The organism is Paludibacterium sp. (genome assembly GCF_019232825.1).
GTDB lineage: Bacteria > Pseudomonadota > Gammaproteobacteria > Burkholderiales > Chromobacteriaceae > Paludibacterium.
In genome coordinates this window covers 1-21,677 of record NZ_JAFAND010000068.1, presented here as the reverse complement: position 1 = coordinate 21,677, position 21,677 = coordinate 1, and the positions used below count along the sequence as shown (strand labels likewise).

General features: G+C 61.8%; 30 protein-coding genes and 1 tRNA gene. 28 read left to right on the top strand and 3 right to left on the bottom strand.

From position 1 onward, the window contains the following. The first annotated feature begins 21 nt into the window (after nt 1-21). From JOZ06_RS08815 to JOZ06_RS08795, 5 genes are all read left to right on the top strand, one after another. A tRNA-Pro gene (locus JOZ06_RS08815) sits at nt 22-98 on the top strand. Nucleotides 99-275: 177 nt separating this feature from the next. Continuing rightward, nucleotides 276-557: a helix-turn-helix transcriptional regulator gene (locus JOZ06_RS08810; RefSeq protein WP_293231489.1), complete on the top strand. Its 282-nt coding sequence runs from the start codon at nt 276-278 to the stop codon at nt 555-557. Between the two features lie 538 nt (nt 558-1,095). Further along, nucleotides 1,096-1,590 carry a hypothetical protein gene (locus JOZ06_RS08805; protein WP_293231486.1) on the top strand — a complete coding sequence of 165 codons (495 nt, stop codon included), beginning with the start codon at nt 1,096-1,098 and terminating at the stop codon, nt 1,588-1,590. Continuing rightward, nucleotides 1,577-2,128, top strand: a complete 552-nt coding sequence (locus JOZ06_RS08800; protein WP_293231483.1) for a hypothetical protein — start codon at nt 1,577-1,579, stop codon at nt 2,126-2,128. Before JOZ06_RS08805 ends, JOZ06_RS08800 begins: the two co-directional genes overlap by 14 nt. A gap of 148 nt (nt 2,129-2,276) precedes the next feature. Further along, entirely contained in the window at nt 2,277-2,642 is a 366-nt protein-coding gene (locus tag JOZ06_RS08795) for a hypothetical protein (protein ID WP_293231481.1), read from the top strand. An 84-nt stretch (nt 2,643-2,726) separates the two neighbouring features. Here the strand turns inward: JOZ06_RS08795 and JOZ06_RS08790 are convergent, their stop codons facing one another. From JOZ06_RS08790 to JOZ06_RS08780, 3 genes are all read right to left on the bottom strand, one after another. Then, nucleotides 2,727-2,942, bottom strand: a complete 216-nt coding sequence (locus JOZ06_RS08790; RefSeq protein WP_293231479.1) for a hypothetical protein — start codon at nt 2,940-2,942, stop codon at nt 2,727-2,729. Nucleotides 2,943-3,034: 92 nt separating this feature from the next. Then, nucleotides 3,035-3,361, bottom strand: a complete 327-nt coding sequence (locus JOZ06_RS08785) for a helix-turn-helix transcriptional regulator (RefSeq protein ID WP_293231477.1) — start codon at nt 3,359-3,361, stop codon at nt 3,035-3,037. 120 nt (nt 3,362-3,481) lie between these two features. Continuing rightward, nucleotides 3,482-4,186, bottom strand: coding sequence for a helix-turn-helix transcriptional regulator (locus tag JOZ06_RS08780; protein ID WP_293231475.1), 705 nt, complete (start codon nt 4,184-4,186; stop codon nt 3,482-3,484). Between the two features lie 162 nt (nt 4,187-4,348). On the opposite strand from JOZ06_RS08780, the gene JOZ06_RS08775 reads away from it, so the two are divergent. The 23 genes from JOZ06_RS08775 to JOZ06_RS08665 form a co-directional block, all read left to right on the top strand. Then, nucleotides 4,349-4,858, top strand: a complete 510-nt coding sequence (locus JOZ06_RS08775) for a hypothetical protein (protein ID WP_293231472.1) — start codon at nt 4,349-4,351, stop codon at nt 4,856-4,858. 218 nt (nt 4,859-5,076) lie between these two features. After that, entirely contained in the window at nt 5,077-5,406 is a 330-nt protein-coding gene (locus tag JOZ06_RS08770; RefSeq protein WP_293231469.1) for a hypothetical protein, read from the top strand. Beyond that, the gene (locus JOZ06_RS08765; protein ID WP_293231467.1) at nt 5,294-6,115 is read left to right on the top strand and encodes a hypothetical protein; all 822 of its coding nucleotides are present in this window, start codon (nt 5,294-5,296) and stop codon (nt 6,113-6,115) included. Before JOZ06_RS08770 ends, JOZ06_RS08765 begins: the two co-directional genes overlap by 113 nt. 8 nt (nt 6,116-6,123) lie before the next feature. Next, nucleotides 6,124-6,270: a hypothetical protein gene (locus JOZ06_RS08760; protein WP_293231465.1), complete on the top strand. Its 147-nt coding sequence runs from the start codon at nt 6,124-6,126 to the stop codon at nt 6,268-6,270. Nucleotides 6,271-6,319: 49 nt separating this feature from the next. After that, a complete protein-coding gene (locus tag JOZ06_RS08755) occupies nt 6,320-7,879 on the top strand; it encodes a hypothetical protein (protein ID WP_293231464.1) in 1,560 nt (519 codons plus the stop codon). A gap of 57 nt (nt 7,880-7,936) precedes the next feature. Next, complete coding sequence (locus JOZ06_RS08750; RefSeq protein ID WP_293231461.1) at nt 7,937-8,362, top strand: hypothetical protein; 426 nt, start codon at nt 7,937-7,939, stop codon at nt 8,360-8,362. 126 nt (nt 8,363-8,488) lie between these two features. Then, nucleotides 8,489-8,872, top strand: a complete 384-nt coding sequence (locus JOZ06_RS08745; protein WP_293231458.1) for a hypothetical protein — start codon at nt 8,489-8,491, stop codon at nt 8,870-8,872. Between the two features lie 35 nt (nt 8,873-8,907). Beyond that, a complete protein-coding gene (locus JOZ06_RS08740) occupies nt 8,908-9,063 on the top strand; it encodes a hypothetical protein (RefSeq protein ID WP_293231455.1) in 156 nt (51 codons plus the stop codon). Beyond that, on the top strand, nt 9,050-9,280 hold the full coding sequence (locus JOZ06_RS08735; RefSeq protein WP_293231453.1) for a hypothetical protein: 231 nt from the start codon (nt 9,050-9,052) through the stop codon (nt 9,278-9,280). Before JOZ06_RS08740 ends, JOZ06_RS08735 begins: the two co-directional genes overlap by 14 nt. A gap of 14 nt (nt 9,281-9,294) precedes the next feature. Next, entirely contained in the window at nt 9,295-10,803 is a 1,509-nt protein-coding gene (locus tag JOZ06_RS08730; RefSeq protein WP_293231450.1) for a hypothetical protein, read from the top strand. 3 nt (nt 10,804-10,806) lie between these two features. Beyond that, nucleotides 10,807-11,778, top strand: a complete 972-nt coding sequence (locus tag JOZ06_RS08725) for a hypothetical protein (RefSeq protein ID WP_293231447.1) — start codon at nt 10,807-10,809, stop codon at nt 11,776-11,778. Continuing rightward, nucleotides 11,775-12,854, top strand: coding sequence for a hypothetical protein (locus tag JOZ06_RS08720; RefSeq protein ID WP_293231444.1), 1,080 nt, complete (start codon nt 11,775-11,777; stop codon nt 12,852-12,854). Before JOZ06_RS08725 ends, JOZ06_RS08720 begins: the two co-directional genes overlap by 4 nt. Beyond that, nucleotides 12,851-13,495, top strand: coding sequence for a phage baseplate assembly protein V (locus tag JOZ06_RS08715; RefSeq protein WP_293231441.1), 645 nt, complete (start codon nt 12,851-12,853; stop codon nt 13,493-13,495). Before JOZ06_RS08720 ends, JOZ06_RS08715 begins: the two co-directional genes overlap by 4 nt. Before the next feature lie 2 nt (nt 13,496-13,497). Further along, entirely contained in the window at nt 13,498-13,860 is a 363-nt protein-coding gene (locus JOZ06_RS08710) for a hypothetical protein (protein ID WP_293231438.1), read from the top strand. 3 nt (nt 13,861-13,863) lie between these two features. Continuing rightward, nucleotides 13,864-14,991 (top strand): baseplate J/gp47 family protein, encoded by a 1,128-nt coding sequence (locus JOZ06_RS08705; RefSeq protein ID WP_293231435.1) that lies wholly within the window; start codon nt 13,864-13,866, stop codon nt 14,989-14,991. Further along, nucleotides 14,992-15,645 (top strand): hypothetical protein, encoded by a 654-nt coding sequence (locus JOZ06_RS08700; RefSeq protein WP_293231432.1) that lies wholly within the window; start codon nt 14,992-14,994, stop codon nt 15,643-15,645. It abuts the gene before it with no gap. A gap of 43 nt (nt 15,646-15,688) precedes the next feature. Then, complete coding sequence (locus tag JOZ06_RS08695; protein WP_293231430.1) at nt 15,689-18,130, top strand: LamG-like jellyroll fold domain-containing protein; 2,442 nt, start codon at nt 15,689-15,691, stop codon at nt 18,128-18,130. A gap of 13 nt (nt 18,131-18,143) precedes the next feature. Further along, nucleotides 18,144-18,518: a hypothetical protein gene (locus JOZ06_RS08690; RefSeq protein WP_293231427.1), complete on the top strand. Its 375-nt coding sequence runs from the start codon at nt 18,144-18,146 to the stop codon at nt 18,516-18,518. 58 nt (nt 18,519-18,576) lie between these two features. Further along, on the top strand, nt 18,577-19,554 hold the full coding sequence (locus JOZ06_RS08685; RefSeq protein WP_293231424.1) for a hypothetical protein: 978 nt from the start codon (nt 18,577-18,579) through the stop codon (nt 19,552-19,554). Continuing rightward, complete coding sequence (locus JOZ06_RS08680) at nt 19,555-20,058, top strand: hypothetical protein (RefSeq protein WP_293231421.1); 504 nt, start codon at nt 19,555-19,557, stop codon at nt 20,056-20,058. Continuing rightward, the gene (locus tag JOZ06_RS08675; protein WP_293231418.1) at nt 20,058-20,528 is read left to right on the top strand and encodes a hypothetical protein; all 471 of its coding nucleotides are present in this window, start codon (nt 20,058-20,060) and stop codon (nt 20,526-20,528) included. Before JOZ06_RS08680 ends, JOZ06_RS08675 begins: the two co-directional genes overlap by 1 nt. Before the next feature lie 2 nt (nt 20,529-20,530). After that, nucleotides 20,531-21,385, top strand: coding sequence for a hypothetical protein (locus tag JOZ06_RS08670; protein ID WP_293231415.1), 855 nt, complete (start codon nt 20,531-20,533; stop codon nt 21,383-21,385). A 5-nt stretch (nt 21,386-21,390) separates the two neighbouring features. After that, the coding region (locus tag JOZ06_RS08665) for a hypothetical protein (RefSeq protein WP_293231413.1) at nt 21,391-21,677 on the top strand (287 nt) is incomplete at its 3' end.

Here is a 21,677-nt window from a genome sequence, read left to right as displayed (position 1 = left end):
CTATAATGCGTCCTCTTGAGTCGGAGTGTGGCGCAGTCTGGTAGCGCACTTGCATGGGGTGCAAGGGGTCGAAGGTTCGAATCCTTTCACTCCGACCAACAATACATCTAGCATTACCCGCAGAACCCTGATGGAGCCTAGCGCCCTCAGGGTTTTTTGTTGTCTGTCGCCTGGGCAGGTAACGCTTACATCCTTGCCGACGTGAAGGGCTTGCGTTGCCTGTCCAACGGACCGGCGCAAAATGGTGGTGTTTCCATATTGATGAAGGGCAGGAAATGAGCGACGTTCAATCTTTCGATAACGTATGGGATGCCCTGGCCGATACGCCGGAGCAGGCTGCCAATCTGCAAGTGCGCACCGAGCTGATGCGGCAGATCGTCGCGATCGTGAAGGAAAACGGCTGGACGCAAGCGGAAGCCGCCACGCGTTGCGGTGTCACTCAGCCACGCATCAGCGATCTGCTGCGCGGGCGCGTGTCGCAGTTCTCGCTGGATGCGCTGGTCAATATCGCGACCGCGCTGGGTCGCCGAGTGCATTTTGCACTTGAGGCTGCATGATAACCTCGTAGCAAGCGGGGGTGGATTTCGAAAAGTGTATAACTTTGCGTATCACTTTCGATTTTAAGAAATAAATCTGCTTGTAAGGCATGGCTTGCTGCGGGTTTGTGTCTGTAACAAGTCTCTGCATTTCTGTGCATCTCCTGCTTACACCTACCGCCATAGCGTACATCCGCTGAGCCAACGCACGGCGCCAGCCGATCATCGGTGCGGCATATGCATACTCCTGAGGAGGGTGCTGCTTGACTGACGGCCCTTGCCGCGCTCGCTGTACGGCATGTTCTTGGCGATGCTAGCATTCCTGGCACGGTTACCATGCCAAACCAATCACCAATCGCAACGATCACCAATCATCTCTTCGCGGTTCAGGTGACGGTGATGTGAAGTGGAGTCGAGCTATGAGCAGGGTGTCATTCGCGAGCTGATCGGCGAAAATAAGGGGAGTCAGGTTCCGCATACCGCGGCATATCAGTGTTGAACCTGAAGTAATGCTCTACTCACCATGTTTTGGTGACCGTGTTGGCGAAAAGGATAGGTAATGACGGAGCAAAAAGTGGAACAGCGATCTGCAATGGTCTGCACGTACCTCGACCGTGTGGAGGCCCTGTATCGTGATGTACAGCAATGGTGCACGACACTTGGACTCATCGTTACTCAGGGAACGGTTGAACTCAACGAAGAAGGGCTGCCCCGCTATGATGCGCCATGCCTTCATATCGCACGAGATGGGGCCCACATAGCCGATCTGGTGCCGGCCGGCGCTAGTGTTATTGGTGCGCAAGGGCGCGTTGACCTTGTCGGACGTATTGCACGACAAGCACTCTTGTTCCAGATCGGTAAGGGACCAACGATCTCAAAACGTACTGTCGTTGATGGCAAAACAACTGATGGAGGGCCGGAGCGCCCCATGATCCCCGGGATAAATGGGGATGGGTGGTATTGGCTCGAACCGCCGGCAAGGCGGGCGAAGCATGTTGATGAAACTCTGTTTGGTGATCTGCTGAGGGATGTGTCAGATTATGATCTTCGGTAACCCCCTCCAGCCAATATACGATGCCTTTGTCGTGGCAAACGACTGCTTCAAAGTCGCTGTGCGTGCAGCCAAGGGGCAGGAGACACATCTACTCGGTCGGACCCAGTTTTTTGGTGCAACCTCGACCGAAGCTGAGACCGCCGTGCTGGATGCGTCGAATCAGGCTTCAGACCTGGTGATTTTGGCGCTGTTTGCCACTTTTGAGCGCTGGGTCATCGAGCACCTTCAGGGGGCGTCAGGATTGATTGCTGGTGGTTATCCGGTCGATTATTCCGCTAGCCTCGCAAACAAATTTGAGAAAGCGGTCGAGAGGTGGCGTGTAGAGGAAGTTCTCGACCTGTTCAAAGTGGAAGTTGACCAGCAACTGATCATGCAGGCAAAGCAGATCAAAAAATATAGGGACTGGATTGCTCACCGTAACCCGCAAAAGGCCCTCCCTCCGAAAGCAACCCCTGAAGTCACCTTCGATGTGTTGTCAGATCTGATAGAACAGATACGAACAACACATGCCCCGTCCCCACTGGCCGCTAGTGCATAGATGGAGTGTGCCCGATAGGCTCGATGGCTATGGTGCCACTTGCCATGCTGCCTGTGCGCCTAACGCTGACGAAAAGTGCGTTTATTCCAAGTTAACACGCAGAGCAGACTGCTCGGTGTGTTAATGCCCTTTTTGTCGAGAAAGTAACTTGGAGCAGATCATGTCAACACAACCCAGCGTGACCGACCGCGATGAGCAATGGGAAGAGGGCGCCATGGGGCGCGATGAAGCGCACGTTCGCGTGTCTAGCCAAGTCAACGATCGTGAGTTGCATGAGGCGTTGTGCCTTCAGGCCATTTCGATCCGTCTGCAGAAGTCGCTTATTGAGGATTTGAAGAACATAGCGGTATTGAACGGCATCGGCTACCAGCCGCTGATCCGCCAAATCCTGACCCGGTTTGCCGACTCTGAAAAAAAGCGCATTTTGCAAGAGGCTGCGGTGGCTTCGAAGGCGATTAACGGGCAAGAGGATACGTTGGGCCCGGCGGGGACCGACGCGCAGCGTAGCGCGTGATCTCACCCTCCCCTTCAATAACAGAACCCGCCCTCGGGCGGGTCTTTGATGTTGTTGTACGGCTGGGTTATACCCAAAAACACATTACCCGGTCGCGATCGCGCCGGGTTTTTTGTTGTCCGTTTCCCGTCTGATTCTTTCCCGCAAAACAATCAAGTCGGAGCGCATGGTTTCCACCGTGTGGGCGATGCGCCTTTCCATGATGCTCAAATTCATGAGCACCGTTTCCAATTCTTGGCCAATGGCTGGCTGCGGATGTGTTTGTCTAATGCCGTTCATTGTTTGTTTTTCTTTCTGCATGAGTGCCTATCCGGCGGCCGGGGCGCCTGCCGGAGGACGCCAAGCGTAGGCCGAAGCAGGTCGCGTTCGATATCGCTGGCTCTACTTAGCTTTCATGGGTTTTGCCATTCCTGACGGCGAAACTCCAAGGCTGCATGCAGCAGAATGGTGATTTGATAGGTCGACAGCTGGGGAAGGGTGGCGGACAGATCCTGCAGCAGCTGTTGGCGATGCGCGTCGCGGGTGCCGTAGAGCAGGTAGTCGGCCGAGACGTTGAGCATGGTGGCCAAGGCGCTGAGATGATGCATTCTCGGGTGCTGCCGCGCGGCCAGCCAGTCGTAGACGGTCTGCTGGCAGACACCGACGTGTGTGGCGATGTCTTTGGCGGAGAGCCTGTGTCTTGCTTTCTCGATGCGAAAACGGTTTTGGAAGCCCTTCATGGCGTGACGATGAGGCGGTGAGCCCGTTTCGCACAGGCAGGGATGAAAACACTCGGCTTTTCCCATGGTTTTTGCCGAGTGCCCGTGCTGCCTGTACGTTATGACGGTTGACTGGTTTTGCTAGGTGGCGCTACCCGCGAGCGCGACCACGCGGCCGATGATCTGCAGGCGGTCCAAAAACTGTGGCGTGACGATCTTATCCGGGTAACGAATTTTGTCCGGATTGTCGCTGACGATGCGGATCGAGCCGTCCACCTCTTTGAACAGCCGCTTGATGAACACTTCCGCATTGAGCGCGATCGCGTAGACCTTGCCGTCGATGATGGTGTCGCGCTGGCAGTAATCGACCACGATGCTGTCGCCATCCTGATAGCGCGGCTCCATGCTGCTGCCGCTGACCACCATGGTGGCGGCGCAAGTGGGGTCGATGCCGACACGTGACGCCCATTTGCGTGTGTAGGCCTGGCGTTGGCCGGCCTCGTCCAGGTGCCAAACGGCGTTGCCCGGTCCCGCGGACAATTTCACCTCCAGCGAGGGGATGAACACGTACAGGTCTTCCGGCAGCTCCTCTTCTTGTTCCCAAAGCTGGATCGGCCGCAGCAGCGCCTTCACCTGCCAATCGCCGTCGCCGGTGGAGAGCCAGGCGGGGTCGCACTCCAGGTACTCGGCCGCTTTGAGCAAATTCGACCCTTCCAGCCGCTTGGTTTCGCCGTTGATCCATTTGGTGACGGATGGCGCGGCGATGCCGACGTAGCGGGCGAGCCCCGCTTTTTTCTTGCCGGTCTGTTCGAGCCGCCACGAGATGCGTTCGGAAAGCGTCTGCATAAAATTAGCCATAAGAAAATATTTGCATAAAAACTTAGCCACAGCTAAGATATGTGTAACGTTTATAACTTGCTGTGCAGTTATGCATTAAACCATAGTTTGCCTTTTTTGGCTGTGCCTAACTGCATCATCGTCCACGTATTGCACGAAATCGAAAGGGGCATGATGAATCTGGCGGATCTCACGGTGGTTCGGATGGCGGGCATCGAAGCAGTGGAAGCCTTGGAAATGTGGGGGCGCTGGCAGCGCCAGGGCGTGTCGCGCGGCCGCGCGCAAGGCATCGAAGGGCGCTTTCGCAGCCAGCGCTGCGAATTGTGTTATGAAGCTGAGGAGCCTTGTTCGGCTTGCCGCGTCAGTGGCGCGAGCGCGACGCCGTTGGACGAACGCTTGGTGCTGGCGGTCGAGGCGGCCATGACTTACGGGGCCATGAAGGTATCGCTGGGCGGCGGGCGGCAGCGCATCACCGATGGGTGCAATGCTCGGGAGCAGGCGCTGCTGCTGGCGCATTACCGTGGCTTTCGTGGCCAAGACGGCCGCTATCACGATAGTCATCCACGCGTGATTTGCCGTCAGCTCGGATTGCCGTTTCAGGATTACGACGCACAGGTGGCACGTGCGACCCTCTCTGTGTGGAATCGTGCTAAACGTCGTATTTCAACGAAAATGTCTTGACAATCGCCGAAGATGATGTATAATAGACTCACAATTTGATTCCGCCCCCGTGGCGAGTGAACAACCAGCCTAACGGCTGGTTTTTTGCGTCCAGATGAACCCGGCACATGGCCGGGTTTTTTTATTCCCCTGTCTGCCCCGCGTCTCGCGGGGCTTTTTTTATGCCCATTCCACCGGCGAGCGCTTGGCCGTTGCCACGGGGCAAAGCGAGAGCCCTCATGCATTACCAATTTGGTGTTCCCCGGCTGGAGGCCTTGCCGTTGCGGCTTGGACAGCGCCTGCGCTTGCCTTCCGGCCGTTCGGCGGTGGTCGAGGCGCTGGCGCGGCACGACATCGCGCTGCGCTACGCCGACAACGGCGCCGCCCTGGTGCTGGACCGCGCCCTGTTGGCAAGGCTGCTGGCCGGCGCGGCGCAACCTCGCAAAGGAGATTCCCTTGGCCGATTTATCGGATGTGCTTTCGTTTCTGGTGACGCAGGCCAGTACGGTGCTGTACCCGAACGGCAGTGGTCAGCCGAGCTTGACCGGCGCCGCCATCAAAATCTATAGCGGTTGGCCGGCATCCGCCGACCTGACCAACGATCTGCCGGCCGGCATCGTCCACGTCACCGCATCGTCGTTGCCGCGCGAACGCCCGTCGACCCGCTTCCTGGGGCAATCCTGGAGTGTGCTGCAGGCGGCGGCCCCCATCTTGACCGCCAGTTTGCAAGGTTCCGTCGTGACTTTCGGCGGCGGCACCGGCCCGCACAACGTGTTGGTTCAGCTTGCCGGCATCGACTACGTCTATGCGGTGCAGCCGGCGGACACGCTGACGAGTATCGCCAGCGCTTTGGCCGCGATGATTCCGGGGGCGAGCAGTAGCGGCGCCACCGTCACGTTGCCGCCGCTGGCGAATCCCTTGGTGCGGGTCGGCGCCGCCGGCGTCGTGCAGTGCGAGCTACGCCGCCAGGAAAAGCGCTTCATGCTTTCGGTGTGGGCGTCGACCACGGCGCTGCGCGATCAGGTCGCCAAGGCGCTCGACACCGCGTTCGCCGGCATCAACAACATCGCTTTTCCGGACGGTTCGGCCGGCATGTTGCAGTACGCCTATACCATCCAGTCCGAGCCGCCCGCCGTCGCCAACCAGTACCGCCGGGACCTGGCTTACAACATCGATTACGCCACGACCGTCTCGGCCGCGGCAACGCAAGTCATCGCCCCGCAACTGAACGGCGGCAACGCCCTGACCGGGCAACCCTTGTTTACCCACAACGACTGAGGATCCCCATGGAAAACCAGCAAGCATCGTTCGTGCTTATCGTCAAACAGGCCTTCGCCGACTACCAGGTCGGCGACAGGATCGCCGATCCGGAGCGGGTCGCCGCCATTCTGGCCGGCGAAAACGCCGGCCAGGTGCTCAAAGTCCTGAACTGATGCCAACCGACCGCCGCCACGTTCTGGCGGCATTTTTTTGGAGGAAGCCATGCCCATTTATCCGGCAGGCAGTTTGAACACCGCCGCGTTGTCGGCGCCCGATCTTTACGTGCAGCAAGTGCCGCCCAAAACCCGCTACATCAACGGGGTGCCGACCGATATTCTCGGCATCGTCGGCGTGGCTTCGTGGGGCGCGGTCAATAGCCCGATGCTGATCGGCTCGCCGGCGGACGCCGCCTTGAAGGTGGGCGCGCAACAGGTACGCAAGTACGACTTGGCCACGGCCATCGCCGTATCGATCCAGCTTGGCGCGTCGAACCTCCGCGCGGTGCGGGTGACGGACGGCACCGATACGGCAGCCAGCGCGGCGTTGAAAGACGCGGCGGCCACGCCGGCCACGGGCGCCACTCTGACGGCGATCTACACCGGCGCGCTCGGCAATACGCTGACCGCCAGCTTGACCGCCGGCACCGCGGTCAACAGCTACAAGCTGACCGTGGCGATGCCGGGCGTACAGCCGGAGGTCTACGACAATCTCACCGGCAGCGGCGCGGCGCTGTGGACCGCTTTGGTCAACGCCGTCAACAACGGCGTCAACGGCCTGCGCGGACCGTCGCAACTGGTGGTGGCCTCGATCGGCGCGTCGACCGCGGCGCCGCAGGCCGCGCAAACGGCGAGCTTCGCCGGCGGCAGCGACGGCGCGTCCGGCGTGCTCGACGCAACCCTGGTTGGGGTCGACGGCGCCACCGCTTTGGCGCGCAAGGGCATGTACGCGCTGCGCGGCGCCAATGCGCAGGTGGTCAACTTGGTGGATCTGACCGATTCGACCCAGTGGCCGGCCATGCTGACCTACGGCCAGAGCGAGGGCGCTTACGTCGTCACCCAAGGGCCGGCCGGCGCGTCGTACGCCACCGTGTCGACCTCGCTGAATACCGTCGGCGTCGATGGCTACGGCCTCAAGGTGCTGGTGGGCGACTGGGTGTATTGGTTCGACACCGTCAACGGCCAAAGCCGCATGCTGGCGCCGGCCACCTTCTCGGCCGCGCGCATCGCCGGCTTGGCGCCGCATCTGTCGGTATTGAACAAATCGCTGTCGAACGTGACCGGCACCCAGCGCAGCCTGGCGATGCAGCCGTACAGCAATGGCGAAATCGGCGCCATCAACACCGCGCGGCTGGACGTCATTACCAATCCGTGCCCGGGCGGCAGCTATTTCGGCCATCGTTCCGGCCTGAACTGCGCGAGCAACCCGGCGCAGAACGGCGACAACTACACACGCATGACCAACTACTTGAGCCTGACGCTGGCCGCGTCGTTCGGCTGGGTGGTCGGCCAGCTGCAGACCGCCGATCTGCGCCGTCAAGTGAAGTCGACCATCGAAAGCTTCCTGCAGAACCTGGTCGACCAGGGGATGATCGGCGACCCGAACGGCGGCCCGGCCTTCTCGGTGCAGATCGACAAGAGCAACAACCCGGACAGCCGCGTGGCGCTGGGCTATATGCAGGCCGACGTGCAGGTCAAATACCTATCCGTGGTGCGCTACTTCCTGATCAATCTGGAAGGCGGCCAGTCGGTCAGCATCACCGTGGCCAACAACCCGCGCAGCTAATGAACCAACTCGTCGCCCCGCCTTTGCGGGGCGATTTTCTTTTCCGAGGAGAAAGCAATGCTAGGTGGATTCAACACCGGCAAGGACGTTTCGCTGGACATCAACACCCCGAACGGTCCGATGCGTATCAGCAAGATCATGTCCTTCGATTCCAAGCCGAAAACGACCAGCACCGAACTCACCCCGCTCAACGGCCAAACCGACGAGCTGCTGGTGCCCAAGGGCTGGAGCGGCACTTTCGAGGTCGAGCGCACCGACGCCACGCTGGATAAATGGTGGGCACAGTTCGAAACCGACTACTACAACGGCGTTTCCCAACCGGCCGCCACCATCACCGAAACCATCCAGGAAGTCGACGGCAGCACGTCGACCTTCCGCTACACCAACGTGATTTTGAAGTTGGAAGGCGCGGGCAAGAAGGAGGGCGACAAGACCATCCGTCAATCGGTGACCTTCACCGCCCGCCGCCGGCTGCTGGTGTAGCCGTCCGTTGACGTTGCCGGCCCATCCCGGGCCGGTTTTTTTTAGGCGCGGCAGCCCGGCAGGGCGCGGGGATTCGTCACCCCGCCGCCGCGCATCCGCGACGACTCACGACGAGAGGAGCACGACATGAACACCATCACCCTGCGCGAACAAGCCGACGTCAACACCGAAGTGCGCCAAGCGCGCCAGCCGCAATACCAATCCCTCACCGATAGCCGCGGCCGCGTCATTCAGCTGCGGGAACTCGATCCGCTGCAACAGGCGCGCCTGGTCATGGCCGTCGGCAGCGAGCTGTCGACCAATGCGGTCTACATGAACGGCTTCGCGCTGCCCGCCGCCATGGTGGCGCACATCGACGACGACTTCTTCGGCTTCCCGGCCAGCATCAGCCAGATCGAGGACATGCTGAAACTGCTCGGCAACGAGGGCATGGCCGCCGTCAACGAACATCTGCTGGGACGGTTGGAGGCGGCGCGCGCCGACGCCGAGGTGGCCGCGGCAAAAAACTGACGCAGAACCCCGATTTTCGTGGCCGCTGCTGGCTGATGAAAAACGGGGTTCCTTTCGATCAGGTCTTCGAGTGCGAGCGTCTGGCCGCGCATGAGCGCGTGGCGATGTCGATTGTCTTCAGCGAGATCGAAGGCAACGAATGGGACTGGAGTGCGATGAAATTCAAGGAGCAAACACATGCCAACGGATAGTTTCAGCACCTTGGCCGCGCAACTGAGCGCCGTCATGGACGGCCAGACGCAGCATCTGGAAGACGCGGTGTCGCGCGGCATCGATTTGCTGGACCAGCGCTACGGCGGGTTTTTGGCCGAGGCGCCGGACGCGACCTATGAACCGTCTCTGACCGCGAGCACCGGCGATCTGCTGCAGGAACTGCGCGAAGCGACCCTGGCCGAGTTCGGCGCATAACGGGGCGAACGGTCATGACAAACAAAACGACGCTTTCGGTGGCGGTGGCCCTGTCGCTCGACGACGGACTGAAGTCGGGGCTCGCCGCCGTGATTCAACAGGTGAAGGAGGCCGACCGGTCTGCCGATTCCTTCGCGGCCCGGCTGGTCAAGATCCAGCAGGCCATTCGCCTGGTCAACGACATTGCCGCCAGCGGCAAGAAACTGTATGGGCTGTTTCAGCCCGCGGGCGCAACCGGCGGCGGCAAAACGCCGGATGCGGGACGCGCGGCGCCGCGCCCAGGCAAACAGAATAGCGGCGGCGAGCGCGGCGGCTTCGATTTCGTCGCCGCCGCCAAGCAAGCCGCCGAACTTTACAAAACCGCCAAGCCGGTCGTCGATGGCCTGTTTGGCGGCCAATCCGGTTCGACAACGGCCGGGCGGAGCGGCGCGCGTTCACGGCAGCGCGCGGCAGGCGGCAAAGCCAGCCGCTCCGCCGGCGGCGATCGTGGCGGCGCCGACATGCTCGCCGCTACCCAGCAGATTACCGCCGGCAAGGCCAATGGCGGCTTCGATCCGTTCGCCGCCGCCAAGCGGCTTTCCGACTTCTATCTGGCCCAGGCAGGGAAGGGCGGTCAGGGTAAGAAGGGCAAAAACAGCCAGGGCGGCGAGGACAAGCTCGAAGGGCCGGTTGCAACCCTGGTGCAAGTCAACAAACTGATCCAGGAGATACCGAAGCTGACCGGCAAGCCGCTGCCGGCCAATCTGGGGCCGCTGGCCGATGGCATGACCAAGGCGGCCGTGGCGGTCAGCAAGGACCCGGCGCTGTTGTCGGTCTTGTCGCAAACCTTTGGCGCCATGTCGCAGATTTTTACCGCCAGCGGCTTGCCGGCCAAGTTCCAGAGCCTGGGCATGGCCTTCACCCAGATGCGCGGCTTGCTCGACAGCGGCATCGACCCGGCCATTCAACGCGGCATCGGCGCGCTTGGGCAGGCCGGCAACGCGTTCCGCGTGATCGGCGGCTTGATCAGCGGCCCGATCGGCAGCGCGCTCAACCTCGGCATCAAGCTGGTCGGCGTGTTCGGCGAGGCCTTGTCCGCGGCGGGCATGGTGTTGATGGCCAACCCGGTGGTGGCAGGCATCGCGCTGGCCATCGCCGTGATCGTGGGCGCGCTGTGGTACTTCCGCGATTCGCTGTCCGGCATCGGCGACACGATCATCGGCGCCTGGAAAAAGCTCAAGGACGTGTTCCATCTCGGCGGCGACACGCCGGCCAAGAGCGCCGCCACGGGCGCCGTGCCCATGGCGGGCAAAGCGCCGCCGGCCGCGGCGATGGTGCCGCCGGTGCCGCCACGCGGGCGTTTCACCCCCGCCGCGCCGGCCAATCTGTACATGACGCACGAGGGCAAGTCGGTGTTGGTGGCCACCGTCACCGCCGGCCAAACCAAGGCGGCGAACCGGCCGGCGACCGGCGGCCGCCAGGCCGACCCGACCGCGATGACCGTGCGCTCATCCATGGCGAACCACATCTATGCGCGAGGTTGATCCATGCGATTGTTAGACCTATTGCCCGCCGACGGTCCGAGCAACCAGACCCGGCTGACGTTGGGCAGCTTCGAGTTTCAAGGGTTGGAGGTGCCCGAGGCCATTGCCGTCGGCGCGCATCAACAGACCGCTGTGCACAAGCTGGTGGGCGGCGGCCGTATCGTCGACGTGCTCGGCGTCGAGTACGACAACCTGACCTGGTCAGGCTGGCTTGTCGGCACCGAGGCCCAGACGCGCGCCAAGCAGCTGGAAGCGTTGCGCGACACGGGCAAGCCGCTGTTGTTCAGCCTGGATCACTATGCGCTGACCGTGTTGATCGGCGGATTGACCACACGGTTCGAGCACGCGTACCGGCTTGGTTACAGCATCGATTTGCTGGTGCTGGGGCCGGCGCCATTGCCGAGCAATGCCCCCGCGGCCGCGTCGCCGGACGATTTGATCGACGGCGATATCGGCTCGGCGCTCGGCTTGAGCCAGGTGCTCAACGACCCGACGGTCACCGGCATCGTCACCGACATCCGTCAAACCGTCGACAACATCAAGGCGCAGGCCGGCAGGGCGATCGATCAAGCGCAGCAATTGCTGCAGAAGGTCGAGTCGGCGCAGAACGCCCTGGGCAAGTTGGCGACGGAAATTCAGCCGCTGGACCGTTACGCCACCTTGGGCGGCTTGTTGCCCGGCAACCCGGTGGCCTCGGCGGTGGAACGCGTGGTTGCACAACTGAACGACGCGGCGCGCCAGCCGACCGTCCATCAGCTGCAAAGCGTGCTGGGCCGGCTGCAGAAGAACTTGGCGGCTGGGCCGGTGGCCAACGGCGTGCAAACCGTCACCACCGGCAACACCAGCTTGCAGCGGCTGGCGGCCGACGCTTACGGCGACCAGTCGATGTGGCCGCAAATCGCCGCGGCCAACAGCCTGAGCGATCCGCTGGTGATCGGCATCCAGCAGATCCGCATTCCCTGGGAGCAGGCATGATCCTCAACAACCCACAACAGACCACCGACGCCCGGCCCGTAGCCGGGCGTTTGCGTCTCAACGGGACGGCGGTGCCGTTTGCCTCGCTCGACATCGACGCCAACGGCGGGTTTAGCGCCGACAGCTTCAGCGCCGTGCTGCCGCTCTCCGGCTTGCCTAAGACCATGGGCGTGACCGACTGGTGGTCGGCGCAGCAGCAGATCGACGTGTCGATCGATATTGGCGTGGGCGGCACGGCGGGGCTCTCCTGGACGCCGATGCTGATTGGCCAGGTCGATCATTGGCGCTACCAACCGGCGCGCTTCGAAATCGAAATCACCGGGCGCGACCTGACCGCCCGGTTCATCGATAACAAGACCAGCGAGAAATTCGCCAACCACACCACCAGCGAGGTGGCGACGCTGCTGGCTCAGCGGCGCGGGCTACAGCCGGTGGTGACGGCGACCACCACCCAGGTGGGCGGCATCTACAAGCACGACCATAGCCATCTCGCCAGCGACAGCAGCGAGTGGGAGCTATTGACCTACTTCGCCGGCATCGACGGCTTCCGCGTGTATGTGCGCGGCGAGACGCTGCACTACGAACCGGCGCTGGACCCCGATGCGGCCGATCAGTACGTCATCCGCTATCACCCGCCGGATAGTGCCGCCTATCCGCAGGGCAACGTCGGCGACGAGCTGGTGTTCGAGCGCGACATGACCCTGGCGCGCGGCGTGCAGGTGCACGTGCATAGCTGGTTCAACGGCAAGGCCGTCGAGGCGGTTTACCCCCAAAGCGCGCCGGCCGGCGCCCAGCTGTATCAGGTGGTGCGCAGCAACCTCGATTCGCAGCGCGCCAAAGCGTTGGCCACCAAGCTGTACCAGCAAATCGCCGTGCGCGAACTCAGCCTGCAATGCAGCCTGCCCGGCGACAACCTGCTCGCACCGGGCTGCATGGTGCGCGTGCAGGGCACCGGTTCCGGCTTCGATCAGCTGTATTACGTCGAGAGCGTCAAGCGCTCGCTCAGCGTCGACAACGGCTACGTCATGACGTTGAGCGCGCGCAACCAGGACCCCGCCAACAAGGAGACGACATGAGAGCACTGATCCAGGCGTTGTCCGCGCAGGCGGCGACGCAAGGCGGCTTCGAGCGCCTCGGCACCCTGACCAGCTACGACCCCGCCAACCATGCCGTCAAGGTGCTGATCCAGCCGGAGGGGTTCGAAACCGGCTGGATTCGCCTCGCCGCGCCGGCGGTCGGACGGGGCTGGGGCATCCTCGCCGGGCCGCAGATCGGCGACGAGGTGGCCGTCGGCTTCGAGAACGGCGACATGAACGGCGGCGTGGTGCTGGCGCGGCTGTTCAATGACAGCAATCCGCCGCCGTCGGTGCCTTCGGGCGAATTTTGGCTGCTGCACCAGTCCGGCTCGCTGCTCAAGTTTCACAACGACGGCTCGGTCGAGCTGACCGCCGCTGCCGGCGCCACCTATCGCGCCACGCAGCATCACTTCGTCGGCCCGGTGCAGATGGACAACACCCTGCAGGTGACGCAGCAGATCGTCGGCCAGGGCGGCATGGCCGTCTCCGGCGGCTCGGGCGCCGCCATGCAGGTGTCCGGCGATATGCACTCCAGCGGCAAGATCAGCGCCGACGGCGACGTGCTCGCCGCCGGCAAGAGCGGCGCGAGCCACACCCACCACGAAAACGGAGCGGGCAGCAATACCAGCGGCCCGAACTGATCATGAGCGACCTTTATCACTACATGGGCGGCGACCTGACCACGTCGCCCACCGGCGACTTGGCGCTGGCCAGCGGCGTCGAGCGCGGCAAGCAGCGCCTGCTGCGGCGGCTGTTGACCAATCCCGGCGACTATTTGTTCGAACCGGATTATGGCGCTGGCTTGGGCAGCGAGGTCGGCGCGGTCAGCAACCCGGCCCAGGTCGCCGCGCGCATTCGCGGCCAGCTCGCCCTGGAGGCGTGCGTGGCGGCCGACCCGCCGCCCGCCGTCACCCTGCGCGCCGACAACGACACGCTGTCGGTGGATATTCAATACACCGACGCGCCCAGCGGCGAACCCACCACGCTTTCCTTCGATGTGAGTTAAATCATGGCAACGCTGAACCTGAAAGACTTCTCCACCCTGGTGAGCGACCAGGTCACGGCCATCCAGGGCCGCGCGGCCGCGCTGGTCGACTTTACTGTCGGCTCGCTGATGCTGGCGATCACGCAGGCCAACGCCGGCGTGGCGCAATGGCTGCAGCAGCTGATTCTCAACCTGCTGGCGACGACCCGGGCCGCCACCTGTTCCGGCGCCGATCTGGACAGCTGGATGGCCGACTTCGGCTTTACCCGCTTGTCGGCGGTGCAGGCCTCGGGCCAGGTGACCTTCGCCCGCTTCACGCCCGGCAACGCCGCGCTGATCCCCTTGGGGGCGATCGTCGCCACCATGGACGGCTCGCAGCAGTACAACGTGATCGCCGACAGCAATAATCCGGCCTTCAACGCCACGCTGAACGGCTACCTGCTGCCGGCCGGCACCGCCTCGCTGACCGTGCCGGTGCTGGCCTCGACCGCCGGGGCCGCCGGCAATGCGCTGGCCGGCACCGTCGGCATCATCGTCGGCAGCATCGCCGGCGTCGATACGGTGAGCAACGCCACTGCCTTCGCCAATGGTCAAGACCCGGAAACCGACGCCGCCTTCCGCGCCCGCTTCGTGCAATGGGTGTCCTCGCTGTCGAAAGCCACCAAATCGGCGATCGGCTACGCGCTGGCCAGCATGCAGCAAGGCGTGACCTACACGTTGACCGAGAACCAGGATTACAACGGCAACACGCTGTACGGCTTTTTCTATGCCGTGGTCGACGACGGCAGCGGCAATCCGCCATCGTCGTTCCTGTCCGCGGCGGCGAGCGCCATCGACGCGGTGCGGCCGTTCACCAGCCGTTTCGCGGTGTTTCCGCCGCAGGTGGTCAGCGCGAACGTCGTCATGACGCTGACCACCGACCCGAGCGGCAATCACAACGACGTGGTGCAGCAGGTGTCCGCCGCGCTGCAAACCACCATCGCCGGACTGAAGCTGGGCCAATTGCTGCCGTATACCCAACTGGCGGCGCTGGCTTACGGCGCAAGCCCGCTGGTGACCAACGTCAGCGCCGTGACGCTCAACGGCGCCACGGCGGACTTGGCGGCCACCCCCAAACAGGTCATCCGGCCTGGCACGATCACGGTGAACTAAATGACAGGCGACCAACAAGACATGATGCAGCGCCTGCGCGGCCTGTTGCCGCCAGGCTGGTTCGGCGACAGCAACCCGGTGCGCGACGCGGTGCTGACCGGCTGCGCCCAGATGCTGAGCTGGTGTTACACCCTGTATGCCTTCGCGCGCGACCAAACCCGGCTGCGCAGCGCCAGCGGCGGCTGGCTCGACATGATCGGCCTCGACTTTTTCGGTGCCACGCTGCCGCGCTATGCCAACCAAAGCGACGACAGCTACCGCAACCGCCTGCAGGTCAACCTGTTTCGCGAGCGCGCCACCCACGCCGCCGTCGCCAAGGTGCTGCTCGACCTCACCGGCCGCGCGCCGATGGTGGTGGAACCGGCGCGGCCCGCCGACGTCGGCGGCCTCGGCGTCAGTTTCGCGCTCGGCGCGACCGGCCGCGTCGGCTCGATCAAGCTACCGTACCAAGCTTTCGTCACCGCCTACCGGCCGCCCTATAGCGGCCCGGCCGGCTGGCCTGGCGTCGCCACTTGGTCGTTCGGCATGAATAGCGGCAGCGCCGTGGCCGGCTCGGTACAGCTGACGCCGCCGGTGTCGGATGCCGACCTCTTGGCCGCCGTGGAGGCCGTCAAGCCGATCGGCGCCACGGTCTGGGTCAGCATCGCCAACTAACCGTCAATCAACGGGCCCGCGGGCCCTTTTTTGTGGGAACAACATGGACCGCCAACTTATCTATCCGGGCCAGATCCTGCCCGACACCACCTTGCTGCAGATGAGCAAGGACGCCATGCTCGGCCTGGCCAAGCTGTCCGCCGCGCTGTTCGGCGGCAACACGCTGATCAACGGCTTCGCCGTCGCGCCGAGCAACCCTGCGTCGCTGCAAGTCGTGGCCGCGCCGGGCGAAATCTACAGCTGGCAAAACCTCGACAACAACCCCTTCGGCAGTCTGGCCGCCGACAGCTTGCACCCGGTGATGAAGCAGGGGCTGTCACTCGACGCCGTGCCGCTGACACTGTCCGCGCCAAGCGCCTATGGCCAGTCGGTCAACTATCTGATCCAGATCGGCTTTCAGGAGCAAGACGCCAACGCCGCGGTGCTGCCGTACTTCAACATCGCCAACCCGCAGCAGCCGCTGTCCGGCCAAAGCAACAACAACCTGCCGCAGAACACCGCGCGCAAGGCCGTGGCGCTGGTGCAAGCCAAGGCCGGCATCGCCGCCGCCAGCGGCAGTCAAACCACCCCTGCGCCCGACGCCGGCTTCGTCGGCGCCTATGTGGTGACGGTGAACTACGGCCAGAGCCAGATCACCGCGGGCAATATCTCGGTGTATGCCGGGGCGCCGTTGCTGACGGAGACGTTGTTGCAGAAGGCAGGGCAGATCGAGAGCCAGCAAGATGCCTATAGTGCGGCGGTTGCTGGTGGTACGTCCGACGCGCTGACCGCGAGTTTTACCCCCGCAGTGACCGCCACGACCCTGGCGGCTGGGGCGCCGACCTTCACTGTGCGGCCGAGCACGGCTAATGCCACCACCACACCAACCTTTACCCCCAATCCCGCGGTGATTACCCCGGCCGTCATCGTCAAAGGCAATGGCCTGCCGCTGGTCGCGGGAGATATCGCCGGGGCGGGGCACTGGATCACGTTGCAGTGGGACGCGACGCTGTCGCGCTGGATCTTGCTGAACCCGGCAACCGGCGTGGCGGTGCCGCAGATCGCCTCGCCGCAGGTGCGCCAGACGGTGCAGACCGGCGCGCTGAGCAATGGCCAAGCCGCCTGCGTTGGCACCGGCAATGGTTTGCAACCGACTCTGCTGGCCAGTGCGGTACCGGTGGCGATGACTTTCGCCGCCGGTTACAACGCAGGCGGGCAATCCGACCTGCCGTGCTATCTGACCGCCGACCAGGTCTTCCCGGCGGTGGCGGCGAACAATTTGTCGTTTTTGTATGCCAATCGAACCGGCAATGGCGCCGTGACGTTGGGGGCGACGTTGGCGCCGCCTCAGTATGGGTATACCTATCAGCAGAGTGCGCAGGCGTTGTTGCATTTCGAGGGGACTAACGGATCGACTTCGACTGTGGATGACTTTGGCAATCCTGTGGTCCTCTATGGCTCTGCACAGCTAGATACGTCAGTCAGCAAATTTGGCTCGTCGTCCCTAAAACTGAACGGTTCGACAGACTATGCCAAGATCCCCTCTATTATCGGGGTGCCAAACGGGAGCTGGTCAATTAGAGGATGGTTCAATCCGACATCTGTATCTGGGACACAAACGTTTTTCAACGTAGTGAACGTATCTGGGTTCGGTATTTCGTTGGAGATGTCGAACGCAAAAACCTTCCTTTATCTATCGAGCACTGGCTCGACCTGGGATATTGCCAGTGGTACGTCGGGCTCTACGGCACTCGCTGTTGGCTCGCAATATTTTGTTGAAATTACCTTTGATGCTGTTGCAGGAAAGTACTTTGTGTATGTGAATGGAATGGTGGATCAGGCGATCGTTTCTTCGGCAAAAATCTGTGCGGCGCCGACTGGTTTAATTATTGGGGCGATCAATTACAACACGGCTAACACTTTCTTTGCTGGGCATGTGGATGAGTTTGAATTCGCACCGTACTGCGATCATCCGAACGGTGCTACCTACACACCCCCAATCAATGCAAAGTCGTTAGCGACGTCCTGCTATTCAAGCGACTGGTACAGCATCGCCGAAGGCAAGATGTACAGCATCACTGGGCCGAGCTTGTCGGCAGGTAACAACCCGACGATGACCGCTGTGAACCGGTTGTATGTCGGCGAGTGTCAGGCAGGTGCATCGAACATCAGCAGTGCCACGGCTTATCAATACAACCAAACGGGGAAAAATGGCGCGGGGCTGATTAATGCCTTGGGCTATGGGCAGACCTGGCAGAACGTTGTTCCAATCCGTGTTGCGGGCATGACGTATTACAACACCACGGGAAAACCTATTACCGTTCTTGCCTATATTAATGGCGGCTCCGGCGGCGCGTACTTCGTGGTGGGCGGCACGACGATAAACTTCAATAGCACACCACTTAACACTGCATCGAGTGGAACAGCGATTGTCCCTCCTGGGGTTTCGTATTCGATCAATGTCACAGGCAGTAATGGTCTCTCGCAATGGTACGAGCTTCGGTGAGGAGAGCAGACCAATGGCGATCTGGAAAGATAAAAACGGCGTCTTGCATGATGACATGGGCGGCGTAGCGCAAACGCTTCCGAGTTGGCCCCATGGCATGGTGCTATTACCTGAGGAGCAAGTGCATGCATTGCAGCTTCACGTGCCAACTACCGCTCAGGCATGGGCCGCCCATCAGGGGAGGGCCCAAGCGGCGCTCGCCCGTTCGGACTGCACCATGCTCCGTGTTGTCGAAGCTGTTGCTCTGGGGCATACCTCCTTCTCCGCTGCTGACGTCGTGACCTATGCGACATGGCGCCGCGCACTGCGCGCAATCCTTGAGCAGGAACCACCCGCGGCTGTGCCGGAGACGTTACCGGTTGAGCCAGCTTACCCCGCCAACATCTGAGTAACTAAAGACAATTCAATTTGGCCGCCTTCGGGCGGCTTTTTCATTTGAGGTTTCCATGGACCGTCAAATCGTCTATCCCGGCCAGATCCTGCCGGAAACAACCCTGCTGCAGGGCAGCCGGGACATCATGATCGCGCTGGGCAAATTGGCCGCCGGCGTGCTCGGCATCAACACGGTGGTCAACGGCTTCGCCGTGACGCCGTCCTCACCGGCCTCGTTGCAAGTCAACGTGGCGCCGGGCGAGATTTACAGCCTGCAGAACGTCGACTCGACCGCGTTCTCCACGCTCAGCGCCGACAGCGTGCATCAGATCGTCAAGCAGGGGTTGTTGTTGGACCCCGCGACGCTGACGTTGACCGCACCGGCCACCAGCGGTCAGTCGATTAATTATCTGATTCAGATCGGCTATCAGGACAACGACACCAACGCCAGCCTGCTGCCGTACTACAACAGCGCCAACCCGGCGCAGCAGTTTGCAGGCCAAGGCAACAACAGCCAAGCGCAAAACACCGCGCGCAAGGGTGTGGCGGTGGTGCAGACCAAGGCGGGTGCGGCTGCAACGACGGGTATGCAAACCACGCCGCCGCCGGATAGCGGCTGTGCCGGCATTTACGTGGTGACAGTGGCTTACGGCCAGACGCAGATCGTTGCGGGAAATATCGCGGCCGATCCTGGCGCGCCTTTCTTTGCCACGCTGCCGAACGCCATCAGCCGTGATACGCCCACCGGCTCTGCGCAACTTCCCGCCGGCAATAGCGCGCAGCGCACGGCCTCTCCGGCAGGACCGTCGGTACGTTTCAACACCGATACCAATCAGTTCGAAGGCTTTTATCCGAACACAACGACTTGGGGAAATATCGGCGGCGGCGCCACCGGCGGCGGCAACGACCAGATTTTTGAGTTGAACGGCCAGACCGTGACGACCAACTACAGCATTCCGGTCAATAGCAACGCGCAAAGCGCCGGGCCGGTCTCGATCAACAATGGCGTGACGGTAACTGTTCCGTCAGGCTCCGTATGGGTGGTGAACTAAATGGCGACTTCGATAACCGGTAGCGGCGTGGCCACGCCGCAATTGAGCGTGTCGGGACAGACGACGCTGGGTAGCACACCGAACGTAACGACGCCGCAATCCATGGTGCAGCTGAATACAGCTAACGGCTATGGCTCGACCAATACCATGATTCGTCGTTTTTCCAATGTGGTTGTCAATCAAGGGAGTGACATTACCTATACGGATTCGGCTGTAAACGGCGCCTCGTTTACGGTCAATACGAGTGGAGTCTACGCAATCACATATAGCGATAATTTTTCTTCCGGCTCTGTCATTGGGCTTTCCCTGAACGCTAATCAGTTATCTGCGGCGATCATGTACATAAATGCTGCAAATATCTTGAATTTAGCCGCTACAACTCCAGGGAACAGCCAATCAGTATCGTGGGTCGGCTACGTCGCTGCAGGTTCGGTGGTACGGGCTCACGATGCAGGCACCGCTGGTACGCTCTATACATTTTTTACTATGGCGAGGGTCGCATAATGTCCAAAGTCCTCGGTTCTCAAGTCCAGGTCGGCGCCAGCGGCACGGCCGCCAATAATCTGGTGCTCGATACCAGTGCCAATAACGGCTCGGCCAGCCTCTACATGGGCGCGCCAGGCACGCCGTCTGTCCAGGTGGCCATGATCAATGCGCTTGGGCAGCTAGGCCTCGGCTCGCTCGGTTCTGGCTCAGGCGTTGTCTCTAACGCGAACGGCACCGCCATTCAGTTGCCGGGTGGTTACATTTTGCAGTTCGGTACTGTAACCACCTCCAGTGGTTCTGGGACGGTTACGTTTCCTGCGCCGTTCCCTAATGCATGTTTGCAGATATTGGCAGCAAATTATCAGGCAGGTAATGCGACCGTAAGCGCTGCGGCACCCTCAAAGAGTTCGGTGGCCATTAGTTCATACGTCGCATCCTCCGGAGCTTCCAATGGGATCAACGTTAACTGGATTGCATTGGGGAACTAATTATGTCCGCAGGAATCAGAAGCGACGCCTCTGGCGTCATGGGGGCGCTGCAGGTTGCGGGTGCCGATGCGATGCAGTTCACCAACGCCGGCTCGGCCGGATCGATCGCGCCGTTTACCGCCAGCGTGGCCGCCAATGCACTCACCGGTGTGTTGTCTCCCTATTCGAAGGTGTACCGGAGTTTGACGCAAAGCGGCGGTGTGCCCACCCAAGTAACCAATACCGCAAACCTGTCGTTGACGGTACCGAACGGCGCGACGCTGGGCAGTGCGAGCGGTATTCCAAGCACGCTGGTTTGGTTGTCGCTGTGGAATGGTTCGAGTGAATCGCTTGGGGTGGTCAACATTACCAACGGGTCAATCAACTTGGATGAATCGCTGCTTGTCAGCACCACGGCGATCAGCAGCAGCGCAACCAGCGCCGGTGTGGTGTATAGCGCCGTCGCGTTGACCAACGTGGCGTTCAAGATCGTAGGTTATACGACGATCACCGAGGCAACGGCGGGGGCATGGGCGACGGCACCGGCTGTTGGTGCTGGCGTTGGTGGGTTTGCAGGGGAAAACCTGATCGGTCTTGGGGTGGGTCAGACGTGGCAGAACGTGACGGCGAGCAGAGCAGCAGGCACCACCTACTACAACACGACCGGCAGACCAATCGTTGTGTCACTTATGGCCGGCTCTACCGGATTTAACACTGCCGCATATCTGTACGTTAACGGAGGAGCAGTTTCCATGTTCCCATATCAAGCATCCTATGGTCCGTCAGGTTCGGCATTTGCGGTTGTGCCACCCGGTGCGTCGTACATGGTTAGCAGTAATGTGGGTAGCTGTATTCAATACTGGATGGAGCTACGATAATGACCATGCAATATTTCAAAGACGCAAACGATGCTGTCCACGGCTTCGACGACACCGACCCGGCGCAAGTCGCCCTGATGAACAGCCTTGCTATCGACCAAGAATGGGTTGATGTGACGAGCAGTTGGCCGCCGGCGCCGACGCTCGCACAGACTCAAACCGGTCAAATCGCCGTGCTATCCGCCGCCTGCCAATCCGCCATCACCACCGGCTTCACTTCCAAAGCCCTCGGTCCGTCATACAACTACGGCTCGCAACTGACCGATCAAAACAACCTGCTGTCGGCGCTGTC

Excerpts from the sequence above, each read along its gene's own strand:
- JOZ06_RS08700 (WP_293231432.1), top strand. The coding sequence starts at position 14,992 with ATGACAGGCGACCAACAAGACATGATGCAGCGCCTGCGCGGCCTGTTG.
- JOZ06_RS08805 (WP_293231486.1), top strand. The coding sequence starts at position 1,096 with ATGACGGAGCAAAAAGTGGAACAGCGATCTGCAATGGTCTGCACGTAC.
- JOZ06_RS08685 (WP_293231424.1), top strand. The coding sequence starts at position 18,577 with ATGGACCGTCAAATCGTCTATCCCGGCCAGATCCTGCCGGAAACAACC.
- JOZ06_RS08720 (WP_293231444.1), top strand. The coding sequence starts at position 11,775 with ATGATCCTCAACAACCCACAACAGACCACCGACGCCCGGCCCGTAGCC.
- JOZ06_RS08780 (WP_293231475.1), bottom strand. The coding sequence starts at position 4,186 with ATGCAGACGCTTTCCGAACGCATCTCGTGGCGGCTCGAACAGACCGGC.
- JOZ06_RS08775 (WP_293231472.1), top strand. The coding sequence starts at position 4,349 with ATGATGAATCTGGCGGATCTCACGGTGGTTCGGATGGCGGGCATCGAA.
- JOZ06_RS08730 (WP_293231450.1), top strand. The coding sequence starts at position 9,295 with ATGACAAACAAAACGACGCTTTCGGTGGCGGTGGCCCTGTCGCTCGAC.
- JOZ06_RS08770 (WP_293231469.1), top strand. The coding sequence starts at position 5,077 with ATGCATTACCAATTTGGTGTTCCCCGGCTGGAGGCCTTGCCGTTGCGG.
- JOZ06_RS08745 (WP_293231458.1), top strand. The coding sequence starts at position 8,489 with ATGAACACCATCACCCTGCGCGAACAAGCCGACGTCAACACCGAAGTG.
- JOZ06_RS08790 (WP_293231479.1), bottom strand. The coding sequence starts at position 2,942 with ATGCAGAAAGAAAAACAAACAATGAACGGCATTAGACAAACACATCCG.
- JOZ06_RS08760 (WP_293231465.1), top strand. The coding sequence starts at position 6,124 with ATGGAAAACCAGCAAGCATCGTTCGTGCTTATCGTCAAACAGGCCTTC.
- JOZ06_RS08695 (WP_293231430.1), top strand. The coding sequence starts at position 15,689 with ATGGACCGCCAACTTATCTATCCGGGCCAGATCCTGCCCGACACCACC.
- JOZ06_RS08810 (WP_293231489.1), top strand. The coding sequence starts at position 276 with ATGAGCGACGTTCAATCTTTCGATAACGTATGGGATGCCCTGGCCGAT.
- JOZ06_RS08680 (WP_293231421.1), top strand. The coding sequence starts at position 19,555 with ATGGCGACTTCGATAACCGGTAGCGGCGTGGCCACGCCGCAATTGAGC.
- JOZ06_RS08670 (WP_293231415.1), top strand. The coding sequence starts at position 20,531 with ATGTCCGCAGGAATCAGAAGCGACGCCTCTGGCGTCATGGGGGCGCTG.
- JOZ06_RS08725 (WP_293231447.1), top strand. The coding sequence starts at position 10,807 with ATGCGATTGTTAGACCTATTGCCCGCCGACGGTCCGAGCAACCAGACC.
- JOZ06_RS08690 (WP_293231427.1), top strand. The coding sequence starts at position 18,144 with ATGGCGATCTGGAAAGATAAAAACGGCGTCTTGCATGATGACATGGGC.
- JOZ06_RS08785 (WP_293231477.1), bottom strand. The coding sequence starts at position 3,361 with ATGAAGGGCTTCCAAAACCGTTTTCGCATCGAGAAAGCAAGACACAGG.
- JOZ06_RS08750 (WP_293231461.1), top strand. The coding sequence starts at position 7,937 with ATGCTAGGTGGATTCAACACCGGCAAGGACGTTTCGCTGGACATCAAC.
- JOZ06_RS08710 (WP_293231438.1), top strand. The coding sequence starts at position 13,498 with ATGAGCGACCTTTATCACTACATGGGCGGCGACCTGACCACGTCGCCC.
- JOZ06_RS08675 (WP_293231418.1), top strand. The coding sequence starts at position 20,058 with ATGTCCAAAGTCCTCGGTTCTCAAGTCCAGGTCGGCGCCAGCGGCACG.
- JOZ06_RS08705 (WP_293231435.1), top strand. The coding sequence starts at position 13,864 with ATGGCAACGCTGAACCTGAAAGACTTCTCCACCCTGGTGAGCGACCAG.
- JOZ06_RS08755 (WP_293231464.1), top strand. The coding sequence starts at position 6,320 with ATGCCCATTTATCCGGCAGGCAGTTTGAACACCGCCGCGTTGTCGGCG.
- JOZ06_RS08740 (WP_293231455.1), top strand. The coding sequence starts at position 8,908 with ATGAAAAACGGGGTTCCTTTCGATCAGGTCTTCGAGTGCGAGCGTCTG.
- JOZ06_RS08800 (WP_293231483.1), top strand. The coding sequence starts at position 1,577 with ATGATCTTCGGTAACCCCCTCCAGCCAATATACGATGCCTTTGTCGTG.
- JOZ06_RS08735 (WP_293231453.1), top strand. The coding sequence starts at position 9,050 with ATGCCAACGGATAGTTTCAGCACCTTGGCCGCGCAACTGAGCGCCGTC.
- JOZ06_RS08715 (WP_293231441.1), top strand. The coding sequence starts at position 12,851 with ATGAGAGCACTGATCCAGGCGTTGTCCGCGCAGGCGGCGACGCAAGGC.